Genomic DNA, 20,280 nt, shown 5'->3' with positions numbered 1-20,280 from the left:
TATCTTATTCATTAATAAAAATCTACATTCAACATAACTTTAATCGCTCTGTACTGAGCAACAGCCTCAAAACTATTTAACATTTTCTGAATCGTTTTTTTTGTGTTTCCAATAGACACATTTTGAGGAATTTTGATAATTATTGTTCGAATGTATTCATTTCTAATTCTACTGATAGCTGGTTCCTCCGGACCCAATACCGGCATATTCAGGTTTTGGCTCATCACTTGATACAACCACATAGAACCTTCCTTCAACTTATCAAAATCACGCTGTTTCAAAGTCAGTTTTATAATTCTGAAATACGGTGGGTATTTATAAATTTGTCGGTCATACAACTGTTCGTTATACATTCCTAAATAATCGTTATTGGTGACTTGTTGTATCGTATTGTGATTGGGATTATAGGTTTGTATGATTACCTTTCCTTGTTTTTCTGAACGTCCGGCTCTACCTGCAACTTGCGTCATCATCTGGAAGCTTCTTTCGAAAGCTCTAAAATCAGGATGAAACAACATATTATCCGCGTTCATAATTCCCACCAAACTTACGTTGTCAAAATCCAATCCTTTAGCCAGCATTTGAGTTCCAACTAAGATATCTATTTCCCTGTTTTTGAAACTATCAATGATTTTCTCGAAACCAAATTTTCCTCGAGTTGTATCCTGATCCATCCTACCAATTTTTGAATTTGGAAAAATAGAAATCAATTCTTGTTCGATCTGTTCGGTTCCAAAGCCTTTTGTAGTCAAATCAACACTGGAACACTCGTGACAATGCGTAGGCTTAGCCATGCTATATCCGCAATAATGGCAGCGCAATTGATTTTTATTTTTATGGTACGTCAAACTCACATCGCATTGTTGACAGTGTGGCACATGACCGCAAGTGATGCATTCAATGATAGGAGAATAACCTCTTCTGTTTTGAAATAAAATTACTTGTTCTCCCAATGACAATGCGTTTGTAATTTCTTCTACTAAAACATCGCTGAAATGTCCTGTCATTTTTTTACGAAAGTATTTGTCCTTCAAATCCACCAATTCGATATTGGGCATCATCACGTTTCCAAATCGCTTGGAAATTTCGACTAAACCAAATTTATCTGATTTGGCATTAAAATACGTTTCTATACTTGGCGTCGCTGAACCCAAAAGTACTTTTGCCTTGTGCGAATGTGCCAACACTATAGCCGCATCGCGCGCATGATATCTTGGAGCCGGATCTACTTGTTTGAAGGTTTGTTCATGCTCTTCATCTACAATTATGAATCCCAAATCATGAAATGGCAAAAACAAGGCGGACCTTGCTCCTATTACCACTTGCGCTTTCTCAGATTTTTGCAAGACTTGATTCCAAACTTCAATGCGTTCATTATTGTTGTATTTCGAATGAAAAACAGCCACTTTATTTCCAAAATACGCTCTTAAACGCCCCACTAATTGAGTGGTTAAAGCGATTTCGGGCAATAAATAAAGGATTTGTTTTCCCGTTGCCAAATACTCTTCGATGAGTTTGATATAAATTTCGGTCTTTCCGCTGGAAGTTACGCCATGCAACAAACACACTTCTTTATAAGTGAAACTTTCTTTTATTTCCTCAAAAGCCGTTTGTTGTGTTGCACTTAATCGTAATTCATCTTCTCTTATTTTCCCGTTGAAATTTACTCGGTCTTCTTGTAGAAAATAATCCTCAAATATTTCTTTTTCGATTAACGCTTTTACAATCGCAGCAGAAGAATTAGCTTCCTCAATTAATTTTTTTACGGTAATAGGTTTAGCTTCACCTTGTGTCTTTTCAGTTGCGCACAATTGGAAATAACGCATCACGATTTCCTTTTGTTTATTGGCATTTTTTAATGTTTCCAATAACTGGCTTAAGCCTTGATTGGATTCATATTTAGGATGTAAACGTACGTATCGAACTAATTTAGGTTTATAACTTTCTTGGATTTCCTCCTGAAGCACTAAAATATTCTTATCAACCAGTTTTTGAATAACAGGAAAAATATTTTTCTTGTTTAAAATAGCAATAATATCTTGCACTTTTAGTGAGTTTTGCTGTTGCAAAGCTTCATAAACCAAAAACTCATCATCTGAAAGCAGGCTGGTATCGATAAACGAATCGGTTTTTTGAGAAATAAGGGTTTCGCTTTCCAGCAAAAGTGCACTTGGCATGGCGCCACGATACACATCCCCGATGGCACACATATAATAAGAAGCAATCCATTGCCAATGTCTAATTTGGATTTCAGTTACAATGGGTCTTTCATCTAGAATTTGATGGATTTCCTTGGCTTCGTATAATTCGGGTTTGTTTTGATGAATTTCAATAACTAAAGCCGTGTAAATTTTACTTTTTCCAAAAGGAACCGCCACCCGCATTCCTTTTTTGATGTAATGAAATTCCATCTCGGAAACACTATAGGTAAAGGTTTTGGCTAGGGAAAGTGGTAAAATTACTTCGACGAAATGCATTTAACAGTAATTAAGAGTTATGAGTTGTGAGTTATGCTTAGCTTTTTTACTTTGAACTCATAACTCTTAATTTATAATTATTTTACTCTATTCCAGGTTTGTGTTCTTCCAAATATGGCTACACCAATATATCCGCGAACTTTTAATTTATCATTTCCGTCCAAAGCTAAAAAGCATTTGTATTGCTTCCCTGTAGTTGGATCAAGAATTTTTCCTGAATTGTATTCTTTACCCTCTTTTACAAGTCCTTTGATAATAACAAGTCCTATCACTGGCTTATTTTTTTCATCACCAGTACAATTAGTACATAAACTTTTTTTCTTTTCAACATCTATTATGTCAATTATTTTTCCATAAACTTTTCCAGAACGTTCATAGATTTCAACAATTGATTTGGCTTTGCCCGTCTCGTCGTCAATGGTTTTCCATTTGCCGAAAACAGTTTGATTTTGACCATAAAAAGCCATTGAAGCAAATAATGCCAGAATTGTAATCGTTTTTTTCATTTTTTCTTTTTTTAGCCCTGATAGCAGTGGAAATCCTTTTCTTTTTTTCTTTAAAAAAGAAAAGATTATAACGAATAGCAGGAAATAGCTCCTAATTTTGAACCTATTTTTAATTTAATACTTTACTCTTTTTTTACTTTTAGTTTGTTTACTGTGGCATTCAATTCAAATCCCAACAGCAAAATCATACAGTTGATCCAAATATAAAACATCAAAATCAATAATGTTCCTATTGAACCATATAATTCATTGTATTGTGAAAATTTTGTGACCCAAATCCCAAAAAAATACGAATCCAAAATAATTAAAATGGTTGTAAAGACAGAACCTATCGAGATAAATGCTCGGTTTTTATCGTGTTTTGTACCAAATTTGAAAAGTATAGACGTGGTCATTAAAATCATTAAAATAACAAAAGCATAACGGCCAATTACGATTAATTGAATTTGATCACTAAAGACTGTTTTCTGAATCAATACTTCAAAAACTACGATTATTGCCACTGTGACTAATAACAATAAGGACAGTAATAATGACATTCCCAATGCAACTACATACTGACGAACAAAACCTCTTTTGATAAGCACATGACGAGAGGTTTCAAAGCCTCCTAAAATTCCATTTAATCCATTTGCCATCAAGAAAATCGACAATATAAATCCCGAGGATAACAGTCCGGAATCACTATTATTCAGAATATCGCTGATGATTTTGTAAATTGCATCATAAGTATTTGGCGGCACTCCGTCCTTAACAAACATCAAAAAATCTTCTTGAAAACCTGCAATAGGTATGAATGGAATTAAATTTAAAATGAATAATGCAAAAGGAAATAATGCCATAAAAAAACTAAACGCAATGGCACTAGCGTGATAAGTTAATGCACTTTCGATGATTCCAAGGCCATATATTTCGATCAAATCATACAAAGACAAACCTTCTAACCAAGGTAGTTTTATCTTTTTTAAACCAAACATAAGATTCCGTACAATTGGAATTCTTCGTAGTTTCAATTCAATTTCTTTGCTCATAATGCTTTCAAACTCAAGTCCATGTTATAAACAGAATGCGTTAATGCGCCAGACGAAATATAATCTACGCCACATTCCGCATAGTTCCGAATCGTGTTTTCGTTAATATTTCCGGAGGATTCTGTCAAGCATTTTGTACCTATTAAAGCTACTGCTTTTTTAGTATCCTCAAAATTAAAATTATCTATTAAAATCCTGTAAACTCCGTCGCTCTCCAAAATTTCTTTGATTTCATCCAGATTTCTGGCTTCCACAATTATTTTTAAATCCAGATTGTTTTCTTTGAGATATGCTTTGGTTTTGGCTATCGCCAAAGTAATTCCGCCCGCAAAATCATTGTGATTGTCCTTAAGCATTATCATGTCATACAACGCAAAACGATGGTTTTCGCCTCCGCCAATTTTAACTGCCCATTTCTCACATGCTCTAAAACCTGGTGTTGTTTTACGAGTATCGAGAATTTTTGTATTTGTTCCCTCTAATAAACGAACATATTCTTTGGTCTTAGTAGCAATTGCCGACATTCTTTGCATTGAATTCAAAACTATACGTTCTGATTTCAAAATAGATTGCGAACTTCCAGAAACATGAAAAACAATATCTCCTTTTTTTACTGTAGTTCCGTCCTCGATAAAAGTTTCAATCTGAAGGTTAGCGTCTACATGCTTAAAAACCATTTTTGCAAAAGATACACCAGCAATAATGCCGTCTTCTTTTACAAGTAGTTTTGCTTTTCCTGTTGCTGATGCCGGAATGCAAGCCAATGAACTATAATCCCCTGGCCCAACATCTTCCCGAATGGCATTTTGTATCAATATCTCTAACTCGTTTTTGAACTGTATATCGCTAATCATTTTTATAGGAAATTTATAGAATGCTAAAGTAATGCATATTTTGTGGAATTGAAAATTTACGAGCTGGCTTCTTAAGAAAAAGTAGCAAACGAATCTATTTTATTTACAAAACTACAGCTCAAAATCAGAATTTGTGGCTTCATTCAGTTAATAATTATGGCTATAAAACAAATAGTACTTTATGATTTTTAGTTATGAAAAAGCCACCATCAATTTTATCTCAAATTCATTGATTTCAACCTAAAAATAACGATTTAGCAGATTAATTCCAAACAAGTTTCTACGAAATCAATAATTTTTATTTAGGCGTTTATTATTTAAAATCTTATATTTGAGAATAGTCATCAAAACATTATATATGAAATCTTTTTTAAGCCTTTTTTTTGTAACAGCATTACTTTTCACTTCTTGTAAAAAAGAAGTAGAAACATCAAATACCACTCCAACAAATGTAGTTCCTTTTACTGAGGTTGGCAGACAAATGCAAAGTCAGTCTAAAACTTCCACGGAACAACAACAAAATACAAATACGCAGCCAACAACCGTTGCAGCTGGAATGAATCCTGCTCATGGACAAGCGGGTCATCGTTGTGATATTGCTGTCGGCGCACCATTAAATTCTGTGGCGACGACTACTGCTCCAGCAACTCCACAACAAAACGCAGCGGTTCCTGCTAACAAAGAAACCATAACTCAACCGGAAACAACGCCTACCGCAGAAGGCATGAATCCGCCACACGGACAAACGAATCATCGCTGTGATATTGCGGTTGGTGCTCCGTTGCCGAAATAATTAGGTGTAAATGCTAAAAAGTTGACGCGACTTTTTGTTTTTAAATCTTAAATATTGCATTACACAAATCTTTAATTAGCACTAAATAATTTATTTTCCCCTTTATTATGAAACCAATTTTAATTTTTGATTTTGATTTAAAAAGTGACTTAAACAATTGGAAAATTGTAAACGACGCTGTGATGGGCGGGAAATCTCAAAGTAAATTCTATCTGAATCCCGATGGATCTGGAACTTTTGAAGGCAGCGTTTCATTAGAAAATAATGGCGGATTTTGTTCCGTAAAATATGTTTGTGAACCAATTCATTTGACAGATGCTAAACACATTTGTATCCGTCTTAAAGGTGATGGTAAACAATACCAATTTAGAGTCAAGCCCCATCAAACTGATTCCCATTCGTATGTATTTCCTTTTCAAACTACTACCGATTGGCAAACTATAGAAATTCCAATTAGCGAATTATATCCTGCTTTCAGAGGACAAAAACTAGACCTACCTAGCTATGACGGTTCTAATTTAGAGGAAATTGCTTTCCTGATAGGTAATAAACAAGAAGAACCATTTCGATTACAAATTGATAGCATTGAAGTGAAATAAATATCATCTTAGTTTGCATTATACAAACTTAAAGTCAGATTATCAATTTTCATCAAAGAGAATATGCTTTGAAACTGTTAATTTTTCTATCTTCGCGCCTCTGAAATTCAACAAAAATGAACATCAAATTAATTGCTATCGGTAAAACTGATAACAAAGCCTTACAATCATTAATAGACGATTACACTAAACGAATATCTTTTTACATTAAGTTCGATTTAGATATTATTCCTGATATCAAGAACGTAAAAAACTTATCCGAAAGTCAACAAAAAGAGAAAGAAGGCGAACTGATTTTGGCGAAAATTACACCAACGGACCAACTTATTTTGTTGGACGAAAACGGAAAAAACTTTTCCAGTGTAGGATTTTCAGAAGAATTACAGAAGAAAATGAACTCCGGAGTAAAGACTTTGGTTTTCGTAATTGGTGGTCCTTATGGATTTTCAGATACCGTTTATGCCAAAGCACAAGGAAAAATATCACTGTCTTTAATGACTTTTTCGCATCAAATGGTGCGATTATTCTTTATAGAGCAATTGTATCGCGGCTTCACAATTTTGAGAAACGAACCGTATCATCACCAGTAAAATTGAGTATTCAATAATCAGTATCAGTTCTCAGTTGATTTGATTAAAAAATAAACTCTTCGTGTTTTATATTAAATTCCGATGAAGGCAACTTTAAACTATTTATGAAAATTTTATCTTGAATGTAACTTCCAAAATTCAAGTTTTTATCAAAGCAAAAAATGTATTGGATGGATTTGTTATTTGGTGCTTTATTCAAATAGGCTTGCAATTCTTCTTGTTTTACCATAATATCATTTACTAGAATTTCATTGTTTTTAGTAAAAAAGACCACAACTCCGGACTTTGGTTTTTCAAGTTTGTAATACACATTAGTAAAAGGAATAAAGGCTAAGTTTTTCCCAATCGTATCGGCGTAAGAATAATAATTTTCGGCCTTTTCATTCTTGTGTGCTTTTTCTTCACGCTTTTTTTGTTGCAATTTCATGATTTCCGGAATTGTAAGTCGCAACGGCAAACGTTTGTCAACATTTAGAATCCAATTGGTCGAAATAATACTGTTTTTTCGGTTTACTTCTGCCAGCGTATCTTTATCTTTTGTTCTGAAAAAAATATAGATTGGCGAAAGATCCACAACATTTTTGACAATTGTTGTATTGGCTTTTGGCAATAAAACAGCTTCTTTGTTTCCACAAGAAAATAGCGTAAAAAGAACAATCAGAGTAAAATATTTCATCTTTATAAATTGATTTTATTGAATAATGTAACGCATTCCACAGCTTCTTTTACATCGTGAACACGCAGGATTTTTGCTCCTTTAGTCAATGCCAAAGTATTCAAAACCGTGGTTCCGTTTAGCGCATTTTCTATTGTAGTGTCAAGCGTTTTATAAATCATGGATTTTCTTGAAATCCCAACAAGAAGTGGCAACTCAAGCATGTTAAACAATTCCATTTTTTGAAAAACTTCGTAATTTTGAGCTATTGTTTTAGCAAAGCCAAAGCCCGGATCGATGATTAAATCATTAATTCCAAAACTTCTGGCCATCGCTACTTTTTCAGAAAAATAGAACAACATTTCTTTTACAATATCATTGTAATCAGTGAGTGTTTGCATCGTTTGCGGGTTTCCTCGCATGTGCATCATAATATACGGAACATTGTATTTTGCTACTGTCTCCAGCATTTTATTATCCAGATTTCCGGCTGCAATATCGTTGATGATAGCTGCACCGCTTTCAATCGAAGCTTTGGCCACTTCACTTCTAAACGTGTCAATCGAGATTATTGTTTCTGGAAAATGTTTTAGAATCAAATTTACAACAGGTACAATTCTCGAAATTTCTTCTTGTTCTGAAACAAATTCTGCATTTGGCTTGCTGGAATAAGCACCAATATCTATAAAAGTTGCGCCATCAAACAGCATTTTTTCGACTTGAGCAAGTATTTCAGTTTCATTTTTATACTTTCCACCATCAAAAAAAGAGTTGGGCGTCACATTCAAAATCCCCATTACCTTGGGAGTTGCTAAGTCAACAAGTAATCCTTTGCCGTTAATAGTCATTCGTTTACAGTTTTAAAGACTTCAAAATTCTACATTCAAAAAAATTATCTTATTTTTGAAAAAATTTGAATACAAATATACACCAATAATGAAGAATACTTCAAATGAATATGATACTGTAATTGCGACTTGTCGAGCGCTGTTTATCAACAAAATGAAAGATTACGGATGTGCTTGGCGCATTTTAAGATTACCTTCATTGACAGACCAAATCTACATTAAAGCCCAAAGAATTAGAAGCTTACAAGAGAACGAAGTTCGCAAAATTGATGAAGATGAAGCGGGCGAATTCATTGGGATTATCAACTATTCTATCATGGCGTTGATTCAATTGGAATTAGGAGTTGCAGACCAACCTGATTTAGAAGTTGCAAAAGCGACTGAATTATACGATGCTAAAATCAAATTGACCAAAAATTTAATGGAAGACAAAAATCATGATTATGGTGAAGCTTGGCGAGAAATGCGTGTGAGTTCACTGACAGATTTGATTTTGCAAAAACTACTTCGTGTTAAACAAATTGAAGACAATAAAGGAAAAACATTAGTTTCTGAAGGAATCGATGCTAACTATCAGGATATGATAAATTATTCGGTTTTTGCGTTGATTCTAATGGGTTTTGGAAATAAATAATAAAAAGCAATAACAAAACATGAAAAATATAATTACTCAATTTTCTAGAATTTTCGTTGGAATTCTATTTATTATCTCCGGATTAATCAAGCTAAATGACCCAATTGGGTTCTCTTATAAATTAGCGGAATATTTCAGTGAACCTGTTTTTAATATGCCTTTCTTCATTCCATTTGCATTAGGAATTGCATTGTTCCTTGTAATTCTTGAAGTAGTTTTGGGAATTATGTTGCTTATTGGTTATAAGACAAAATTTACTGTTTGGAGTTTATTAATCTTGATTGTATTATTTACTTTCCTGACTTTTTATTCTGCTTATTTTAACGTGGTAAAAGATTGTGGTTGTTTTGGAGACGCTTTAAAACTATCACCTTGGCAATCATTTACTAAAGATATCGTTTTACTTTTCTTTATTCTGATATTATTTTTAAATCAAAAATTAGTAAAACCGTTGTTTAGCAATAATGTACAAAACATAGTTATTTACGCCAATATCGTTTTATCCTCGCTTATGGGAGTTTGGGTATTGAACCATTTACCATTAATCGATTTCCGACCTTATAAAGTAGGGAACAATATTCAAAAAGGAATGCGAATTCCTGACGGAGCTGTGAAATCTGTAGTGGAAATGGTCTTTATTTACAAAGTTGGCGGTGTCAATAAAGAATTCACTGAAAAAGAGTTAATGGCAATTCCTGAAGGTGCTGTATTTGTTGACCGAAAAGACAAAGTTATCACTGAAGGGTACGTTCCTCCTATTCATGATTTTACAATGGAAAAAGACGGTTCCGATTACAAAGAGGAATTTTTAGCAGAACCAAAATTGATTTTAATAACCGCTTATGATTTGGTTAAAGCAGATCACAGTGGAATGGCAAAAATGGAAAAGCTGAATCAAGAAGCTAAAGCAAAAGGCTATAAAGTAGTTGGTATGACTGCATCTTCAGCAGAAGAAATAGCTGTTGCAAAAAACCAATTCAAATTGACATTTGACTTCTATTTTTGTGATGCTATTACTGTAAAAACGATTGAAAGAGCCAACCCAAGTATTATTTTGATTGAAAAAGGAACCATCCTACAAAAAGTACATCACAATGATATTGAAGATTTAAAATTCTAAAAAGTTATATTGTTTAAAGTCGTGAAGCCCGAATGGATATCTTTACGACTTTGGACTTAAAAGGAATTATAAATGCTTTCGATTATTTTAATACTATAATGTTATTGCTTTGTGATTTTCGGAAAATGCTTTCAAAATTACTTCTTGCTAACAACGCATTCAAATTGTTTGTTTAACTTTGTTAAAAACAAATTGAAAATGAAAAGAATAATAGCACTACTGATTGCGTTTGCAACATTCTCTTGCACCTCAAGTAAAGAAAAAACTAAATTCTCCAAAGAAGCTTTATCAGAAACCCTTTTGGCCACTGACGGGAGCCAAGTTGCTTTTCAGGATATACTAAAAAAATACAAAGGAAAAACCTTGGTAATAGAAGTTTGGGCTTCTTGGTGTGGAGATTGTGTAAAAGCAATGCCCAAACTAAAAGAATTACAAGCTAATAATCCTGACGTTGCCTACTTATTTATTTCGATGGATAAAACCGCCGATAAATGGAAAGCCGGAATCGAAAAACACCAATTACAAGGAGGTCATTTCATGGCAAATGACCAAATGAAAGGTGTATTTGCTAAAGCCGTAGACGTAGACTGGATTCCGAGATACATCATTGTGGATAAAAATGGTAATATTGTTTTATACCGCGCCATAGAAACCGATTTTGATAAAATCAATGAGACCCTTAAAGGTTTAAAATAATACATTATATTATTCAATTAAAATTTTAAATAATATAGCCAAAAACTAAATATAACCCAACTGAAATGAGAAAGAAGATTGTTGCCGGAAACTGGAAAATGCATAAAAATGCAGAGCAAACGGAGGATTTATTAAATGAATTGATAGCAAAAATTCCAACAGACACAGCGGTTCAAGTTATTGTTGCTCCTACTTTTATAAACTTGGCTTCCGCTGTTGATCATTTAGAATTTACTAATATTGACGTAGCTGCACAAAACGTTCACGAAGCAGAAGGTGGCGCTTTTACAGGCGAAATTTCCGCTGATATGCTTAAAAGCGTTGGTGTAGACATTGTAATTCTGGGGCATTCAGAACGCAGAGCAATCTTTCATGAAACGGATGCTTTGATTGCTAACAAAGTAAATACAGCTTTGGAACATGACATGAGAGTTATTTTTTGTTTTGGAGAAGAATTAAAAGACCGTCAATCAAAAAATCATTTTAACGTAGTAGAAAATCAGTTAAGAGACGGTTTATTTCATATTGAAGCAAAAGACTGGGATAATATTGTTTTAGCTTACGAACCAGTTTGGGCAATAGGAACCGGAGAAACAGCTTCACCAGAACAAGCTCAGGAAATGCATGAATTTATCAGAGAAACAGTTCGTAAAGCGTATGGAAGCGAGATTGCAGAAAATGTATCTATTCTTTATGGCGGAAGTGTAAAACCGGATAATGCAAAAGAAATATTCTCAAAACCTGATGTAGACGGTGGTCTTATTGGCGGTGCTGCGCTTAAAGCTGATGATTTTGTTGCGATTGTAAATGCTATATAAATCTCATTTTTAAACTTTATAAAGAAAGCGATGATTTATTTCACCGCTTTTTTTTTAAATTCCTATTTCCACCTGAAAACGTACATACCAATTATTTTTTGTGCTTCCGTCAAAATAATTTAAAGTATCAAAAGTCAATTCACTTTGCAACTTAAAAGTATGTTCCCAAACATATTTGGTTAAACCAATAGTGTATTGTTTAGAATTTGGAGCCAAAGTCCGGATATCCGCTCCAACTTTTTGAGTGGAATATCTGCCAATAATTTCATAATTGGAAGGAAAATTATAACTCAATTGATGATCAAATCCGTTACCAACGTAAGCAAAATTAGATTGTGAAATATCATTTGGATTTACTGTTACGGCATTTTTTGAAGTAGTTCTCGACATATAACTTGACATGGCGGCCCAACCATTGTATTTAACCAAAACATCAAGCATAAATGATTTCATAGTACGAGCTTCAAATAAATCATTCCCTAATTGACCTTGAGTTCTTTTGGCATGATTATTTTGCTGAAAAGCTCCTGAAAGCATCAATTTTGGTTTTTTTTCTCTTACAATATCCCCTTCAAAATAGGTTCCGTCTCTTGAAAACGCTCCAAACGGTAACAGCTCTACCTTACCAGTTAAGGCAACACCTGCATCTGTATTCCCCGTGATATTTCGACCTTCTCCTGTTGAAATAGCTGTTTTGAAATTATAGGAAAATTCATCTTTAAATTCGTTCATATTGTGAACTTGAAAACCAAAATCCCTGTCAATTGTAAATTTGGCATTGTTAATCGATCGGTCCGTTAACTGTAATCCGCCTGAAGAATTCACACGCTGGCGATTTCCTGGTAATTTTGTTTGTCCAAAACTGATATTCCAGTGTCTATTAGGTCTGTAAAAAACAACTGCATCTCTGATAATATTTATGTTCTCACCTTCTCTAATTTCACCAACATCGCCCGGAGCAAATGACAATTGAACTGCGTATAAAAATTTTGGATTTCCCACATATCCGTCTAATCGCAAACGTAATCTTCTGATTTGCCCATCGTAAACGCCTTTCTCATCTTCATTTTCATAATAAGTTAACCTGTTTTGCATTCGAAAACGAATGTTTAATTGGTATAGACTGTCAGGTGAAGTTATCCCAATTCCTTTACCAAAACTATAATAAGGAAGTGCCGATAATTTTAAATCATTATCCTGCTTGTTTTGTTTTATATTAACTTGAGCAATGCTGGTAAAACTGGATAGAAAAACAAAAAATAAAATAATTTTTTTCATTGTAAAGTTGTGCGTTAACGGTGCAAATGTAAAATAAAATTTGATTTACAAATGCGGTTTAAATAGTGATTGTTACCTTTGCAAAAAAAATAAGCATGTCAAACATTTATATTGGGTATCATTTTACTGTTACTCCAAAAGAATTAGGCTCTGAAATACTAATTGCAGAGTTGGGCGAAAAAGCCTTCGAAAGTTTCACAGAAACTGAAACAGGGATTTCGGCTTTTGTTCAAAAGGATTTATGGGATGAAACTATTTTAGAAGATATCCACATTTTACAATCCAAAGAGTTTACGATTGATTATACTTTTGAAGAAATTGAACAAGTAAACTGGAATGAAGAATGGGAAAAGAATTTTGAAGCCATTGATGTAGAAGGAAATTGTCACGTACGTGCTCCTTTTCACCCAAAAACGAATGCCGAATTTGATATCGTTATCGAGCCAAAAATGAGTTTTGGAACAGGTCACCATGAGACTACGCACATGATGATTCAGCATTTGTTGGAAATGGATGTTACCGGAATGAAAACCCTTGATATGGGATGCGGAACTGCCATTTTAGCGATTCTTGCAGAGATGAAAGGTGCCCAACCAATTGATGCCATTGACATTGACAACTGGTGTTATTTAAACTCCATTGAAAATGCCGGACGCAATAATTGCAAACATATTACCGTTTATGAAGGTGAAGCTGCACTATTGGAAGGTAAAAAATACGATTTAATTATAGCCAACATTAACAGGAATATTTTGTTGAATGACATGCAAAATTACGTAGACAGTTTAAATTCTAATGGAACACTACTTCTAAGCGGGTTTTATCAGGAAGATATACCATTTATAGACGCTTCGTGTACCGAGAAAGGTCTTAGGTATGTTAAAAAATTTGAAAGAAACAATTGGGTATCTTTAAAATTCGTAAATTAGAGGTACTATTTTTTTATTAATTACGAAAGTACAAAAACTTACAAAATGAGTACTAAAGAAAAAGTAAGAGAGAGAGTCAGTGTAAAAGAATCCGTGAGTTTAGACAACGAAATCATTGTTTATAATGATGATGTAAACACTTTTGATCATGTCATTGAAACTTTAATTCGCGTTTGTAATCACACTCCGGAACAAGCAGAACAATGTTCATTAATTGTGCATTATAATGGTAAATGTACCGTAAAAACAGGTCCTTACGACAAATTGAAACCACAATGCACCCAATTATTAGAAGCAGGATTAAATGCAGAGATAATTTAAGAATAATAAGAACTTCCCATTAAGAAATAAATTACTGTGAATAATTCAAAAACACTCTGTTTTATTCTATATTTGAGTAAAATAAAGTGTTCCTATGGAAGAATACGGTAAAATTTTAGTTTTTGTAATGCCCGTCTTTTTGATATTGATTATCATAGAGAAAATTTATGGGCATTACAAAGGGGAAGATACGTCACCTAACATGGATTCTGTTTCCAGTGTGAGCTCTGGAATGGTGAACTCCCTAAAAGATGTTTTGGGACTTAGCATTACGCTGGTTTCCTACAATTGGATTGTATCTAAGATAGCTTTATTCGATCTTGAAGCTACCATTTTCACCTATTTTATTGGATTTATTGCTATTGATTTTTATGGCTATTGGAGTCATCGTTTGTCTCATCAAATTAATTTTTTATGGAACAAACATGCTATTCATCACAGTAGTGAGGAATTCAATCTGGCCTGTGCCCTACGCCAACCTGTTTCCAGTTTTGTCAATTTATTTACCTTTTTATTGATCCCGGCTGCTCTTTTAGGAGTTCCCTCCAAAGTAATTGCGATAACCTTGCCGATTCATTTATTCCTCCAATTCTGGTATCACACCAAGCACATAAAGAAAATTGGTTTTCTGGAAAACATACTGGTTTCGCCATCACATCACAGGGTTCATCATGCCATTAACCCAGAATATATGGACAAGAATCATTCACAGATATTCATCATTTGGGATAAATTGTTTGGTACTTTTCAAGCGGAATTAGAAACTGTTCCACCTGTTTTTGGAATCACGAGACCAGCGAGAACCTGGAATCCCATTAGGATTAATTTTCAGCATTTATGGTTGATGATTACAGATGCTTGGCGCGCGGAAAACTGGAAAGACAAGTTTACCATTTGGTTTAAACCAACAGGCTGGCGTCCAGAAAATTTTGAAGAGAAATATCCCGTTACCAAAATCACCAATGTTTATGATTTTGAAAAATATGGAGTTCAACATTCTAATAAACTGATGTACTGGTCCTTATTTCAAGCTATCATTACATTGTTACTTATTAGTTATATGTACAATTCCATTGCCAAAATAGGTTTACCAAATGTATTTATTTACGGCGCATTCATCTTCTTGACCGTTTACAGTTACACGGAATTAATGGATACCCGGAAAATTTCTGTATTCTGGGAAAGTATTCGTTTTACATTCGGAATTGGACTAATCTTCTATTTTGGAGATTGGTTTGGCATGGATCAACTCTTTCCTTTTGCGAGTTATGTTGTCGCAGTTTATCTTATCTTGTCATTAATTGTAACTATTTATTTTGTCAGTATTAATTTCGAAAAAGAAACAATGATTGTAACTCAATCTTAAAAACAACGGATGAAAAGCAACGTAATATTAAATAGTTTTATCGGATTTAGTCTTGTTTATCTTTCGTTTCTATTTTTTGGTAATGAAAATACAGCTTGGTTTTTGAAACCCTTTTTGTTGCCGTTTTTACTTTTAGCTGTTTATTTTCAAGAAAGGTTCTCTACTAAGAAAATTCTTTTAACCGCTTTGACTTTGTCATGGGTAGGTGATATTATTTTGATGTTCGCTGACAAAGGAGAATTGTATTTTATAGCAGGATTGATTGCCTTTCTACTTTCGCATATTTTCTATATAATACTATTCAGCAAACAATTGAAGATTTATTTAAAGAAAAGTAAAATCATTTTCTGGGTTGGAGTTACCGCAATTGCCTTCTATTTAATAGTAATGATGCTAATTTTACTGCCAAGTCTGGGTGACTTAAAAATTCCTGTTTTTGTTTATGCGCTGACAATTTCAATCATGTTATTATTTGCGCTCAAAGGATTCTTAAACTGGCAAAAACCTGCCAATAGCTATATTTTAATTGGCGCTATCGTTTTTGTAGCTTCTGATAGTCTTTTGGCATTTGATAAATTCTATGCGCCGTTGCAATACAGTTCCTTACTGATTATGGCTACCTATTTACTTGCGCAATATATGATTGTCATTGGGATTTTAAAATTAAACAAAAAAAAGTAGCATTTCCGCTGGAGAATGCTACTTTGATACAAGTTATTTTTCGATTAATGAGGTAATTTACTTTTCAATAATCCGTATAAATAAGTTCCCAAAAGTGCTCCAAAAAGCACTATCGAAACAGTCCAAAAACCGGCACCCAACAAGATAAATATAGGACCTGGACAAGAACCGACCAAAGCCCAACCCAATCCAAAAAACAATCCACCAATCCAGTATCGTGCAGATCCTTTTTCTTTATCCGGAATTTCAATCGATTCTCCTTTGATGTCTTTTATGTTATTTCTTTTTATGATTTGAATACCAATAATTCCTGTCAAAATAGCCACCGAAATAATTCCGTACATGTGAAACGACTGAAATTGAAACATTTCATAAATGCGATACCAAGAAACAGCTTCAGATTTGGTCAGTACAATTCCAAAAATAAATCCAACCAATACATATTTTAGTATATTTTTCATGCTTTATATTTTAAATTTTTAAATAATTAGAGCTTATCTATTTTCTACTTTACAATTAATGGCAATAAAAAATGTACCATTATCAACCCACCGATAAAAAATCCGATAACTGCTTTTAAAGAAGGAATTTGTAAATTACTCAAACCTGAAATTGCATGTCCAGAAGTACAACCACCGGCATAACGAGAACCAAAACCTATCAAAACACCACCAATAAGCAGTATGAAAATACTTTTTGGAGATTGTAAAATTGCTGTTCCAAAAAGAGCATCCGGCAATAATTTTCCGTTTGGAGCTTCGATACCAAGTTGTGCTAATTGTGCAATTGTCTTTGGATTAATAGCCACATTTGAAGCATCACCCATAAAATGAACGGCAACAAAACCACCTAACATAGCTCCTAGAACGACTACTAAATTCCAGCGTTGTGCTTTCCAATCAAAATCAAAAAAGGCTACTCGTTTTCCTAAACCAGCCATAGAACACAACGAGCGCAAGTTAGAAGACATCCCGAAAGACTTTCCGAAATAAATTAAAGAAAGCATAATTATACCAATCAAAAACCCAGAAAAATACCAGGACCATGTTTGAAAAATAATATCCATATTGTTTTTTTGTGCAAAGATAAGAAGCATTTTACGAAATTTTGGAAGAAATACTGCTGACGGTTAAAAAGTGTGAATTCAAATTATTACGGGAACACGCAGTAAGGTCTAAAGTTCTGTTTATATTTGTATTATTTAAATTACATGGTATTGTAATTACTATTTAAATTTTACCTGATAAATTTATTTTAAATATGAAAAAATCAATCCTTTTTATTGCTTTACTAGTTGGAATATCATCTTGCTCCAGTACACAATCTACTTTGAAAAACACAGATGATAAAGCGCCAAATCTTACACTTTCGAAAGACAATACTTTTGTGATTACCGAATATAGTAAAGACAAAAAATATGGATACGACAAAGATTACCCAATCAATATTTTCTTTAACAACACCGAAAACGAAACGATAAATCAAGGTCGGTTTTTGAATGCATTAGCGGGACCCAATGGTGAAAAAATCACGTTTACCAAACTAGAAAGCTGCTGTCCCTTTCCAACAAAAAGAAGTGAGTTGGGTGCTGGATTTTTGGATGTTTATGAATTAAAATGGGAAGGTCAAAAGAAACCAGTTTTACTTTATTTAAACATCTATGAAAAAGGAATTTTGATGGTTCCAGTGGGTCTTTCGTTAAAAAAATAATCGCTTTAAAATCCCATAACATCCATGTTTACCAATTCCCTAGCCCTGATGGAAGTGAAAATCCTCCCATTTTTTAGGGAGATTGCAACGGACAGCAGGAAACAGCTCCTAAAAAAAAGTTAATGCGGGAAATTATTTGGAAATCGTAAATCGTAAATCGTAAATCATAACTACCTTTGCACCTTTAAAAAATCATATTATGAACCTACAACATATTCCACAAATCAAATATACTGACAGTGGCAACTTCTTCCTGCTCGCAGGGCCTTGTGCCATTGAAGGTGAAGAAATGGCGATGCGAATTGCCGAAAAATTAGTTGGTATTACTGATAATTTACAAATCCCTTTCGTTTTTAAGGGTTCTTTCAAGAAAGCAAACCGTTCTAGAATTGACAGTTTTTCAGGAATCGGAGACGAGAAAGCATTAAAAATCCTTAGAAAAGTTTCGGAAACCTTTAAAGTTCCTACTGTTACGGATATTCATACCAATGAAGATGCGGATATGGCGGCTCAATATGTAGATGTGTTGCAAATTCCCGCTTTTTTAGTGCGTCAGACGGATTTAGTTGTGGCTGCTGCCAATACCGGAAAAGTAGTCAACTTGAAAAAAGGACAATTCATGAGCCCGGAAAGCATGAAACATGCGGTTCAAAAAGTATTGGATTGTCACAATGAAAACGTGATGGTTACAGATAGAGGAACGATGTTTGGCTACCAAGACATGATTGTTGATTTTAGAGGAATTCCTACGATGCAACAATACGCCACTACTGTTCTTGATGTTACACATTCGCTGCAACAACCCAACCAAACGGCTGGCGTAACAGGTGGAAGACCAGACATGATTGAAACTATTGCCAAAGCTGGTATTGCTGTAGGTGTGGATGGAATCTTTATAGAAACCCATTTTGATCCTGCTAACGCAAAAAGCGATGGTGCTAATATGTTGCATTTGGATTATTTCGAATCCTTAATGACCAAGTTAGTCGCGATTAGAAAAACAATAGATACATTTTAAATTTAGGCCCCAAATTCATTGAAACATTTTTTATTATATTCCGCATTCCTTACTATTTTATGTACTAATAACACAATTGCACAGGAAACTACAGAAATTCAAGATAAATATTCAACTCATAACAAAGGGAAATTTTTTATTTCATGGGGAGGAAACAGAGACAGTTACTCCAAATCAGACATAACTTTTCGAGGTAAAGATTACGATTTTACCTTAGAGAATGTTCAAGCGCACGACAAACCAAAAGGTTGGCATGTAGACTATATTAATCCTGCTAGAATGACCATTCCTCAAACTAATTTTAGAATGGGGTATTTTATAAATGATCATTATAGTGTTGCTATAGGCGTAGATCACATGAAATATGTGATGTCGCAAAATAAGGCCGTAGACATCAATGGGTATTATCCAAATCCGGGATCTTATGATGAGTTATTGGGCAATAATCAAGTGCTTCTGACTGAAGAATTTCTTAAATACGAGCACACTGATGGTTTAAATTATGTGAATACTGAGTTTTCTCGACATGATGATATTTCGTCTATCTTCAAAATTGGAAATACCGATAAAATTCAAATTAATTTAACAGAGGGAGTTGGTTTTGGATTATTATACCCAAAAACAAACACAACTTTGTTAGGAAAAGAACGTCACGATGATTTTCATGTTTCAGGTTTTGGAACTTCTTTAAAAGCAGGTTTAAATGTTACTTTTTTCAAACACTTTTATATTCAAGGAGAACTTAAAGGTGGCTATATTAACATGCAGGACATACGAACTACGGAAAGTACCGAAGACAGTGCTTCACAGGATTTTTTCTTTTTTCAGAGAATCATTGCATTGGGAGGAATTTTTAGAATTTAATTCATCCATTTTCAAAAATCATCAAAGCTGTCATTTATGATGGCTTTTTTTATGAATTTCACTTAAAATAAACTAAAAAGTATAAAATTAACAACCGTTGAATTGTTTGATTTTTTTTCTTTATTTAAATTTTAATTAGTTAAATTTAACCATCGGATTTGTTTATTTCAAGTTGGATAGTTTTAATACGCAGGATTCAAGTTATAAATGCAACTTTTTGATTAAACATAAAATTAGGTGTTTCAAAATTAAATCTTTTTCTTGGTCTATTGTTTAATTTCTCTTGTATTTCTATAATTTTCTCTGGAGTTATTTCATCAAATGATGATGATTTGGGTATGTATTGTCTTATTAATCCATTTAGATTTTCATTTGCACCACGTTCCCAAGGGCTGTAAGGGTTGGCAAAGAAAAAATCTATTTCAAGTGCCGAACTGATCTCTTGATGTTGCGCAAACTCTTTCCCATTATCAGAAGTTATTGTATTTATAA

Annotated in this window: 24 protein-coding genes; 14 read left to right on the top strand and 10 right to left on the bottom strand. The window is 33.6% G+C overall.

The annotated features are described in order from the left end of the window. Window positions 1-11: 11 nt before the first annotated feature. The 4 genes from priA to nadC form a co-directional block, all read right to left on the bottom strand. Entirely contained in the window at window positions 12-2,477 is a 2,466-nt protein-coding gene (gene priA / locus BMZ76_RS07390; protein WP_091204516.1) for a replication restart helicase PriA, read from the bottom strand. A 77-nt stretch (window positions 2,478-2,554) separates the two neighbouring features. Next, a complete protein-coding gene (locus BMZ76_RS07385) occupies window positions 2,555-2,983 on the bottom strand; it encodes a DUF2147 domain-containing protein (RefSeq protein ID WP_091204514.1) in 429 nt (142 codons plus the stop codon). 122 nt (window positions 2,984-3,105) lie between these two features. Continuing rightward, complete coding sequence (locus BMZ76_RS07380; protein WP_091204512.1) at window positions 3,106-4,014, bottom strand: YihY/virulence factor BrkB family protein; 909 nt, start codon at window positions 4,012-4,014, stop codon at window positions 3,106-3,108. Further along, complete coding sequence (nadC, locus tag BMZ76_RS07375) at window positions 4,011-4,868, bottom strand: carboxylating nicotinate-nucleotide diphosphorylase (protein ID WP_091204510.1); 858 nt, start codon at window positions 4,866-4,868, stop codon at window positions 4,011-4,013. Before nadC ends, BMZ76_RS07380 begins: the two co-directional genes overlap by 4 nt. A 358-nt stretch (window positions 4,869-5,226) precedes the next feature. Here nadC and BMZ76_RS07370 point away from each other — a divergent pair, with 358 nt between their 5' ends. The 3 genes from BMZ76_RS07370 to rlmH all read left to right on the top strand — a co-directional run bounded on the left by BMZ76_RS07370 (window position 5,227) and on the right by rlmH (window position 6,850). Further along, window positions 5,227-5,661 carry a hypothetical protein gene (locus BMZ76_RS07370; RefSeq protein ID WP_091204508.1) on the top strand — a complete coding sequence of 145 codons (435 nt, stop codon included), beginning with the start codon at window positions 5,227-5,229 and terminating at the stop codon, window positions 5,659-5,661. Window positions 5,662-5,768: 107 nt separating this feature from the next. Beyond that, window positions 5,769-6,260 (top strand): CIA30 family protein, encoded by a 492-nt coding sequence (locus BMZ76_RS07365; protein ID WP_091204506.1) that lies wholly within the window; start codon window positions 5,769-5,771, stop codon window positions 6,258-6,260. Between the two features lie 116 nt (window positions 6,261-6,376). Next, window positions 6,377-6,850 carry a 23S rRNA (pseudouridine(1915)-N(3))-methyltransferase RlmH gene (rlmH, locus tag BMZ76_RS07360; RefSeq protein ID WP_091204504.1) on the top strand — a complete coding sequence of 158 codons (474 nt, stop codon included), beginning with the start codon at window positions 6,377-6,379 and terminating at the stop codon, window positions 6,848-6,850. 43 nt (window positions 6,851-6,893) lie between these two features. On the opposite strand, the gene BMZ76_RS07355 is transcribed toward rlmH, so the two are convergent. Continuing rightward, complete coding sequence (locus BMZ76_RS07355) at window positions 6,894-7,526, bottom strand: hypothetical protein (RefSeq protein WP_091204501.1); 633 nt, start codon at window positions 7,524-7,526, stop codon at window positions 6,894-6,896. A gap of 2 nt (window positions 7,527-7,528) precedes the next feature. Continuing rightward, a complete protein-coding gene (gene folP, locus BMZ76_RS07350; RefSeq protein ID WP_091204498.1) occupies window positions 7,529-8,353 on the bottom strand; it encodes a dihydropteroate synthase in 825 nt (274 codons plus the stop codon). 88 nt (window positions 8,354-8,441) lie between these two features. On the opposite strand from folP, the gene BMZ76_RS07345 reads away from it, so the two are divergent. From BMZ76_RS07345 to tpiA, 4 genes are all read left to right on the top strand, one after another. Next, window positions 8,442-8,987, top strand: a complete 546-nt coding sequence (locus BMZ76_RS07345; protein ID WP_091204496.1) for a DUF1599 domain-containing protein — start codon at window positions 8,442-8,444, stop codon at window positions 8,985-8,987. 19 nt (window positions 8,988-9,006) lie between these two features. Next, window positions 9,007-10,107, top strand: a complete 1,101-nt coding sequence (locus BMZ76_RS07340; RefSeq protein WP_091204493.1) for a BT_3928 family protein — start codon at window positions 9,007-9,009, stop codon at window positions 10,105-10,107. A 198-nt stretch (window positions 10,108-10,305) separates the two neighbouring features. Further along, window positions 10,306-10,803 (top strand): TlpA family protein disulfide reductase, encoded by a 498-nt coding sequence (locus tag BMZ76_RS07335; RefSeq protein WP_091204491.1) that lies wholly within the window; start codon window positions 10,306-10,308, stop codon window positions 10,801-10,803. A gap of 65 nt (window positions 10,804-10,868) precedes the next feature. Next, window positions 10,869-11,621, top strand: a complete 753-nt coding sequence (gene tpiA, locus BMZ76_RS07330; protein WP_091204488.1) for a triose-phosphate isomerase — start codon at window positions 10,869-10,871, stop codon at window positions 11,619-11,621. A gap of 54 nt (window positions 11,622-11,675) precedes the next feature. Here the strand turns inward: tpiA and BMZ76_RS07325 are convergent, their stop codons facing one another. Continuing rightward, complete coding sequence (locus BMZ76_RS07325; protein WP_091204485.1) at window positions 11,676-12,899, bottom strand: porin; 1,224 nt, start codon at window positions 12,897-12,899, stop codon at window positions 11,676-11,678. A 95-nt stretch (window positions 12,900-12,994) separates the two neighbouring features. On the opposite strand from BMZ76_RS07325, the gene prmA reads away from it, so the two are divergent. From prmA to BMZ76_RS07305, 4 genes are all read left to right on the top strand, one after another. Beyond that, a complete protein-coding gene (gene prmA / locus BMZ76_RS07320) occupies window positions 12,995-13,828 on the top strand; it encodes a 50S ribosomal protein L11 methyltransferase (RefSeq protein ID WP_091204482.1) in 834 nt (277 codons plus the stop codon). Between the two features lie 45 nt (window positions 13,829-13,873). Next, entirely contained in the window at window positions 13,874-14,149 is a 276-nt protein-coding gene (locus BMZ76_RS07315; protein WP_091204481.1) for an ATP-dependent Clp protease adaptor ClpS, read from the top strand. Window positions 14,150-14,243: 94 nt separating this feature from the next. Further along, complete coding sequence (locus BMZ76_RS07310) at window positions 14,244-15,515, top strand: sterol desaturase family protein (protein ID WP_091204480.1); 1,272 nt, start codon at window positions 14,244-14,246, stop codon at window positions 15,513-15,515. 9 nt (window positions 15,516-15,524) lie between these two features. Then, window positions 15,525-16,196: a lysoplasmalogenase gene (locus BMZ76_RS07305; RefSeq protein WP_091204477.1), complete on the top strand. Its 672-nt coding sequence runs from the start codon at window positions 15,525-15,527 to the stop codon at window positions 16,194-16,196. 44 nt (window positions 16,197-16,240) lie between these two features. Here the strand turns inward: BMZ76_RS07305 and BMZ76_RS07300 are convergent, their stop codons facing one another. Further along, window positions 16,241-16,657: a DUF6691 family protein gene (locus BMZ76_RS07300; RefSeq protein WP_091204475.1), complete on the bottom strand. Its 417-nt coding sequence runs from the start codon at window positions 16,655-16,657 to the stop codon at window positions 16,241-16,243. A gap of 44 nt (window positions 16,658-16,701) precedes the next feature. After that, window positions 16,702-17,262, bottom strand: coding sequence for a YeeE/YedE family protein (locus tag BMZ76_RS07295; protein WP_091204712.1), 561 nt, complete (start codon window positions 17,260-17,262; stop codon window positions 16,702-16,704). A 194-nt stretch (window positions 17,263-17,456) separates the two neighbouring features. On the opposite strand from BMZ76_RS07295, the gene BMZ76_RS07290 reads away from it, so the two are divergent. From BMZ76_RS07290 to BMZ76_RS07280, 3 genes are all read left to right on the top strand, one after another. Next, on the top strand, window positions 17,457-17,906 hold the full coding sequence (locus BMZ76_RS07290; RefSeq protein WP_091204473.1) for a 2-dehydro-3-deoxyphosphooctonate aldolase: 450 nt from the start codon (window positions 17,457-17,459) through the stop codon (window positions 17,904-17,906). Window positions 17,907-18,105: 199 nt separating this feature from the next. Beyond that, window positions 18,106-18,924 carry a 3-deoxy-8-phosphooctulonate synthase gene (gene kdsA / locus BMZ76_RS07285; protein ID WP_091204471.1) on the top strand — a complete coding sequence of 273 codons (819 nt, stop codon included), beginning with the start codon at window positions 18,106-18,108 and terminating at the stop codon, window positions 18,922-18,924. Window positions 18,925-18,942: 18 nt separating this feature from the next. Further along, complete coding sequence (locus BMZ76_RS07280; protein ID WP_091204469.1) at window positions 18,943-19,788, top strand: hypothetical protein; 846 nt, start codon at window positions 18,943-18,945, stop codon at window positions 19,786-19,788. Window positions 19,789-19,984: 196 nt separating this feature from the next. Here BMZ76_RS07280 and BMZ76_RS07275 read toward each other — a convergent pair. Further along, on the bottom strand, window positions 19,985-20,280 hold a 296-nt coding region (locus BMZ76_RS07275; RefSeq protein WP_167547434.1), incomplete at its 5' end, for an IS30 family transposase.

The organism is Flavobacterium xueshanense, assembly GCF_900112975.1.
In the GTDB taxonomy this organism is placed as follows: Bacteria; Bacteroidota; Bacteroidia; order Flavobacteriales; family Flavobacteriaceae; genus Flavobacterium; species Flavobacterium xueshanense.
This window is presented reverse-complemented; position numbering and strand designations above follow the sequence as displayed.

Excerpts from the sequence above, each read along its gene's own strand:
- priA (WP_091204516.1), bottom strand. The coding sequence starts at position 2,477 with ATGCATTTCGTCGAAGTAATTTTACCACTTTCCCTAGCCAAAACCTTT.
- BMZ76_RS07385 (WP_091204514.1), bottom strand. The coding sequence starts at position 2,983 with ATGAAAAAAACGATTACAATTCTGGCATTATTTGCTTCAATGGCTTTT.
- BMZ76_RS07380 (WP_091204512.1), bottom strand. The coding sequence starts at position 4,014 with ATGAGCAAAGAAATTGAATTGAAACTACGAAGAATTCCAATTGTACGG.
- nadC (WP_091204510.1), bottom strand. The coding sequence starts at position 4,868 with ATGATTAGCGATATACAGTTCAAAAACGAGTTAGAGATATTGATACAA.
- BMZ76_RS07370 (WP_091204508.1), top strand. The coding sequence starts at position 5,227 with ATGAAATCTTTTTTAAGCCTTTTTTTTGTAACAGCATTACTTTTCACT.
- BMZ76_RS07365 (WP_091204506.1), top strand. The coding sequence starts at position 5,769 with ATGAAACCAATTTTAATTTTTGATTTTGATTTAAAAAGTGACTTAAAC.
- rlmH (WP_091204504.1), top strand. The coding sequence starts at position 6,377 with ATGAACATCAAATTAATTGCTATCGGTAAAACTGATAACAAAGCCTTA.
- BMZ76_RS07355 (WP_091204501.1), bottom strand. The coding sequence starts at position 7,526 with ATGAAATATTTTACTCTGATTGTTCTTTTTACGCTATTTTCTTGTGGA.
- folP (WP_091204498.1), bottom strand. The coding sequence starts at position 8,353 with ATGACTATTAACGGCAAAGGATTACTTGTTGACTTAGCAACTCCCAAG.
- BMZ76_RS07345 (WP_091204496.1), top strand. The coding sequence starts at position 8,442 with ATGAAGAATACTTCAAATGAATATGATACTGTAATTGCGACTTGTCGA.
- BMZ76_RS07340 (WP_091204493.1), top strand. The coding sequence starts at position 9,007 with ATGAAAAATATAATTACTCAATTTTCTAGAATTTTCGTTGGAATTCTA.
- BMZ76_RS07335 (WP_091204491.1), top strand. The coding sequence starts at position 10,306 with ATGAAAAGAATAATAGCACTACTGATTGCGTTTGCAACATTCTCTTGC.
- tpiA (WP_091204488.1), top strand. The coding sequence starts at position 10,869 with ATGAGAAAGAAGATTGTTGCCGGAAACTGGAAAATGCATAAAAATGCA.
- BMZ76_RS07325 (WP_091204485.1), bottom strand. The coding sequence starts at position 12,899 with ATGAAAAAAATTATTTTATTTTTTGTTTTTCTATCCAGTTTTACCAGC.
- prmA (WP_091204482.1), top strand. The coding sequence starts at position 12,995 with ATGTCAAACATTTATATTGGGTATCATTTTACTGTTACTCCAAAAGAA.
- BMZ76_RS07315 (WP_091204481.1), top strand. The coding sequence starts at position 13,874 with ATGAGTACTAAAGAAAAAGTAAGAGAGAGAGTCAGTGTAAAAGAATCC.
- BMZ76_RS07310 (WP_091204480.1), top strand. The coding sequence starts at position 14,244 with ATGGAAGAATACGGTAAAATTTTAGTTTTTGTAATGCCCGTCTTTTTG.
- BMZ76_RS07305 (WP_091204477.1), top strand. The coding sequence starts at position 15,525 with ATGAAAAGCAACGTAATATTAAATAGTTTTATCGGATTTAGTCTTGTT.
- BMZ76_RS07300 (WP_091204475.1), bottom strand. The coding sequence starts at position 16,657 with ATGAAAAATATACTAAAATATGTATTGGTTGGATTTATTTTTGGAATT.
- BMZ76_RS07295 (WP_091204712.1), bottom strand. The coding sequence starts at position 17,262 with ATGGATATTATTTTTCAAACATGGTCCTGGTATTTTTCTGGGTTTTTG.
- BMZ76_RS07290 (WP_091204473.1), top strand. The coding sequence starts at position 17,457 with ATGAAAAAATCAATCCTTTTTATTGCTTTACTAGTTGGAATATCATCT.
- kdsA (WP_091204471.1), top strand. The coding sequence starts at position 18,106 with ATGAACCTACAACATATTCCACAAATCAAATATACTGACAGTGGCAAC.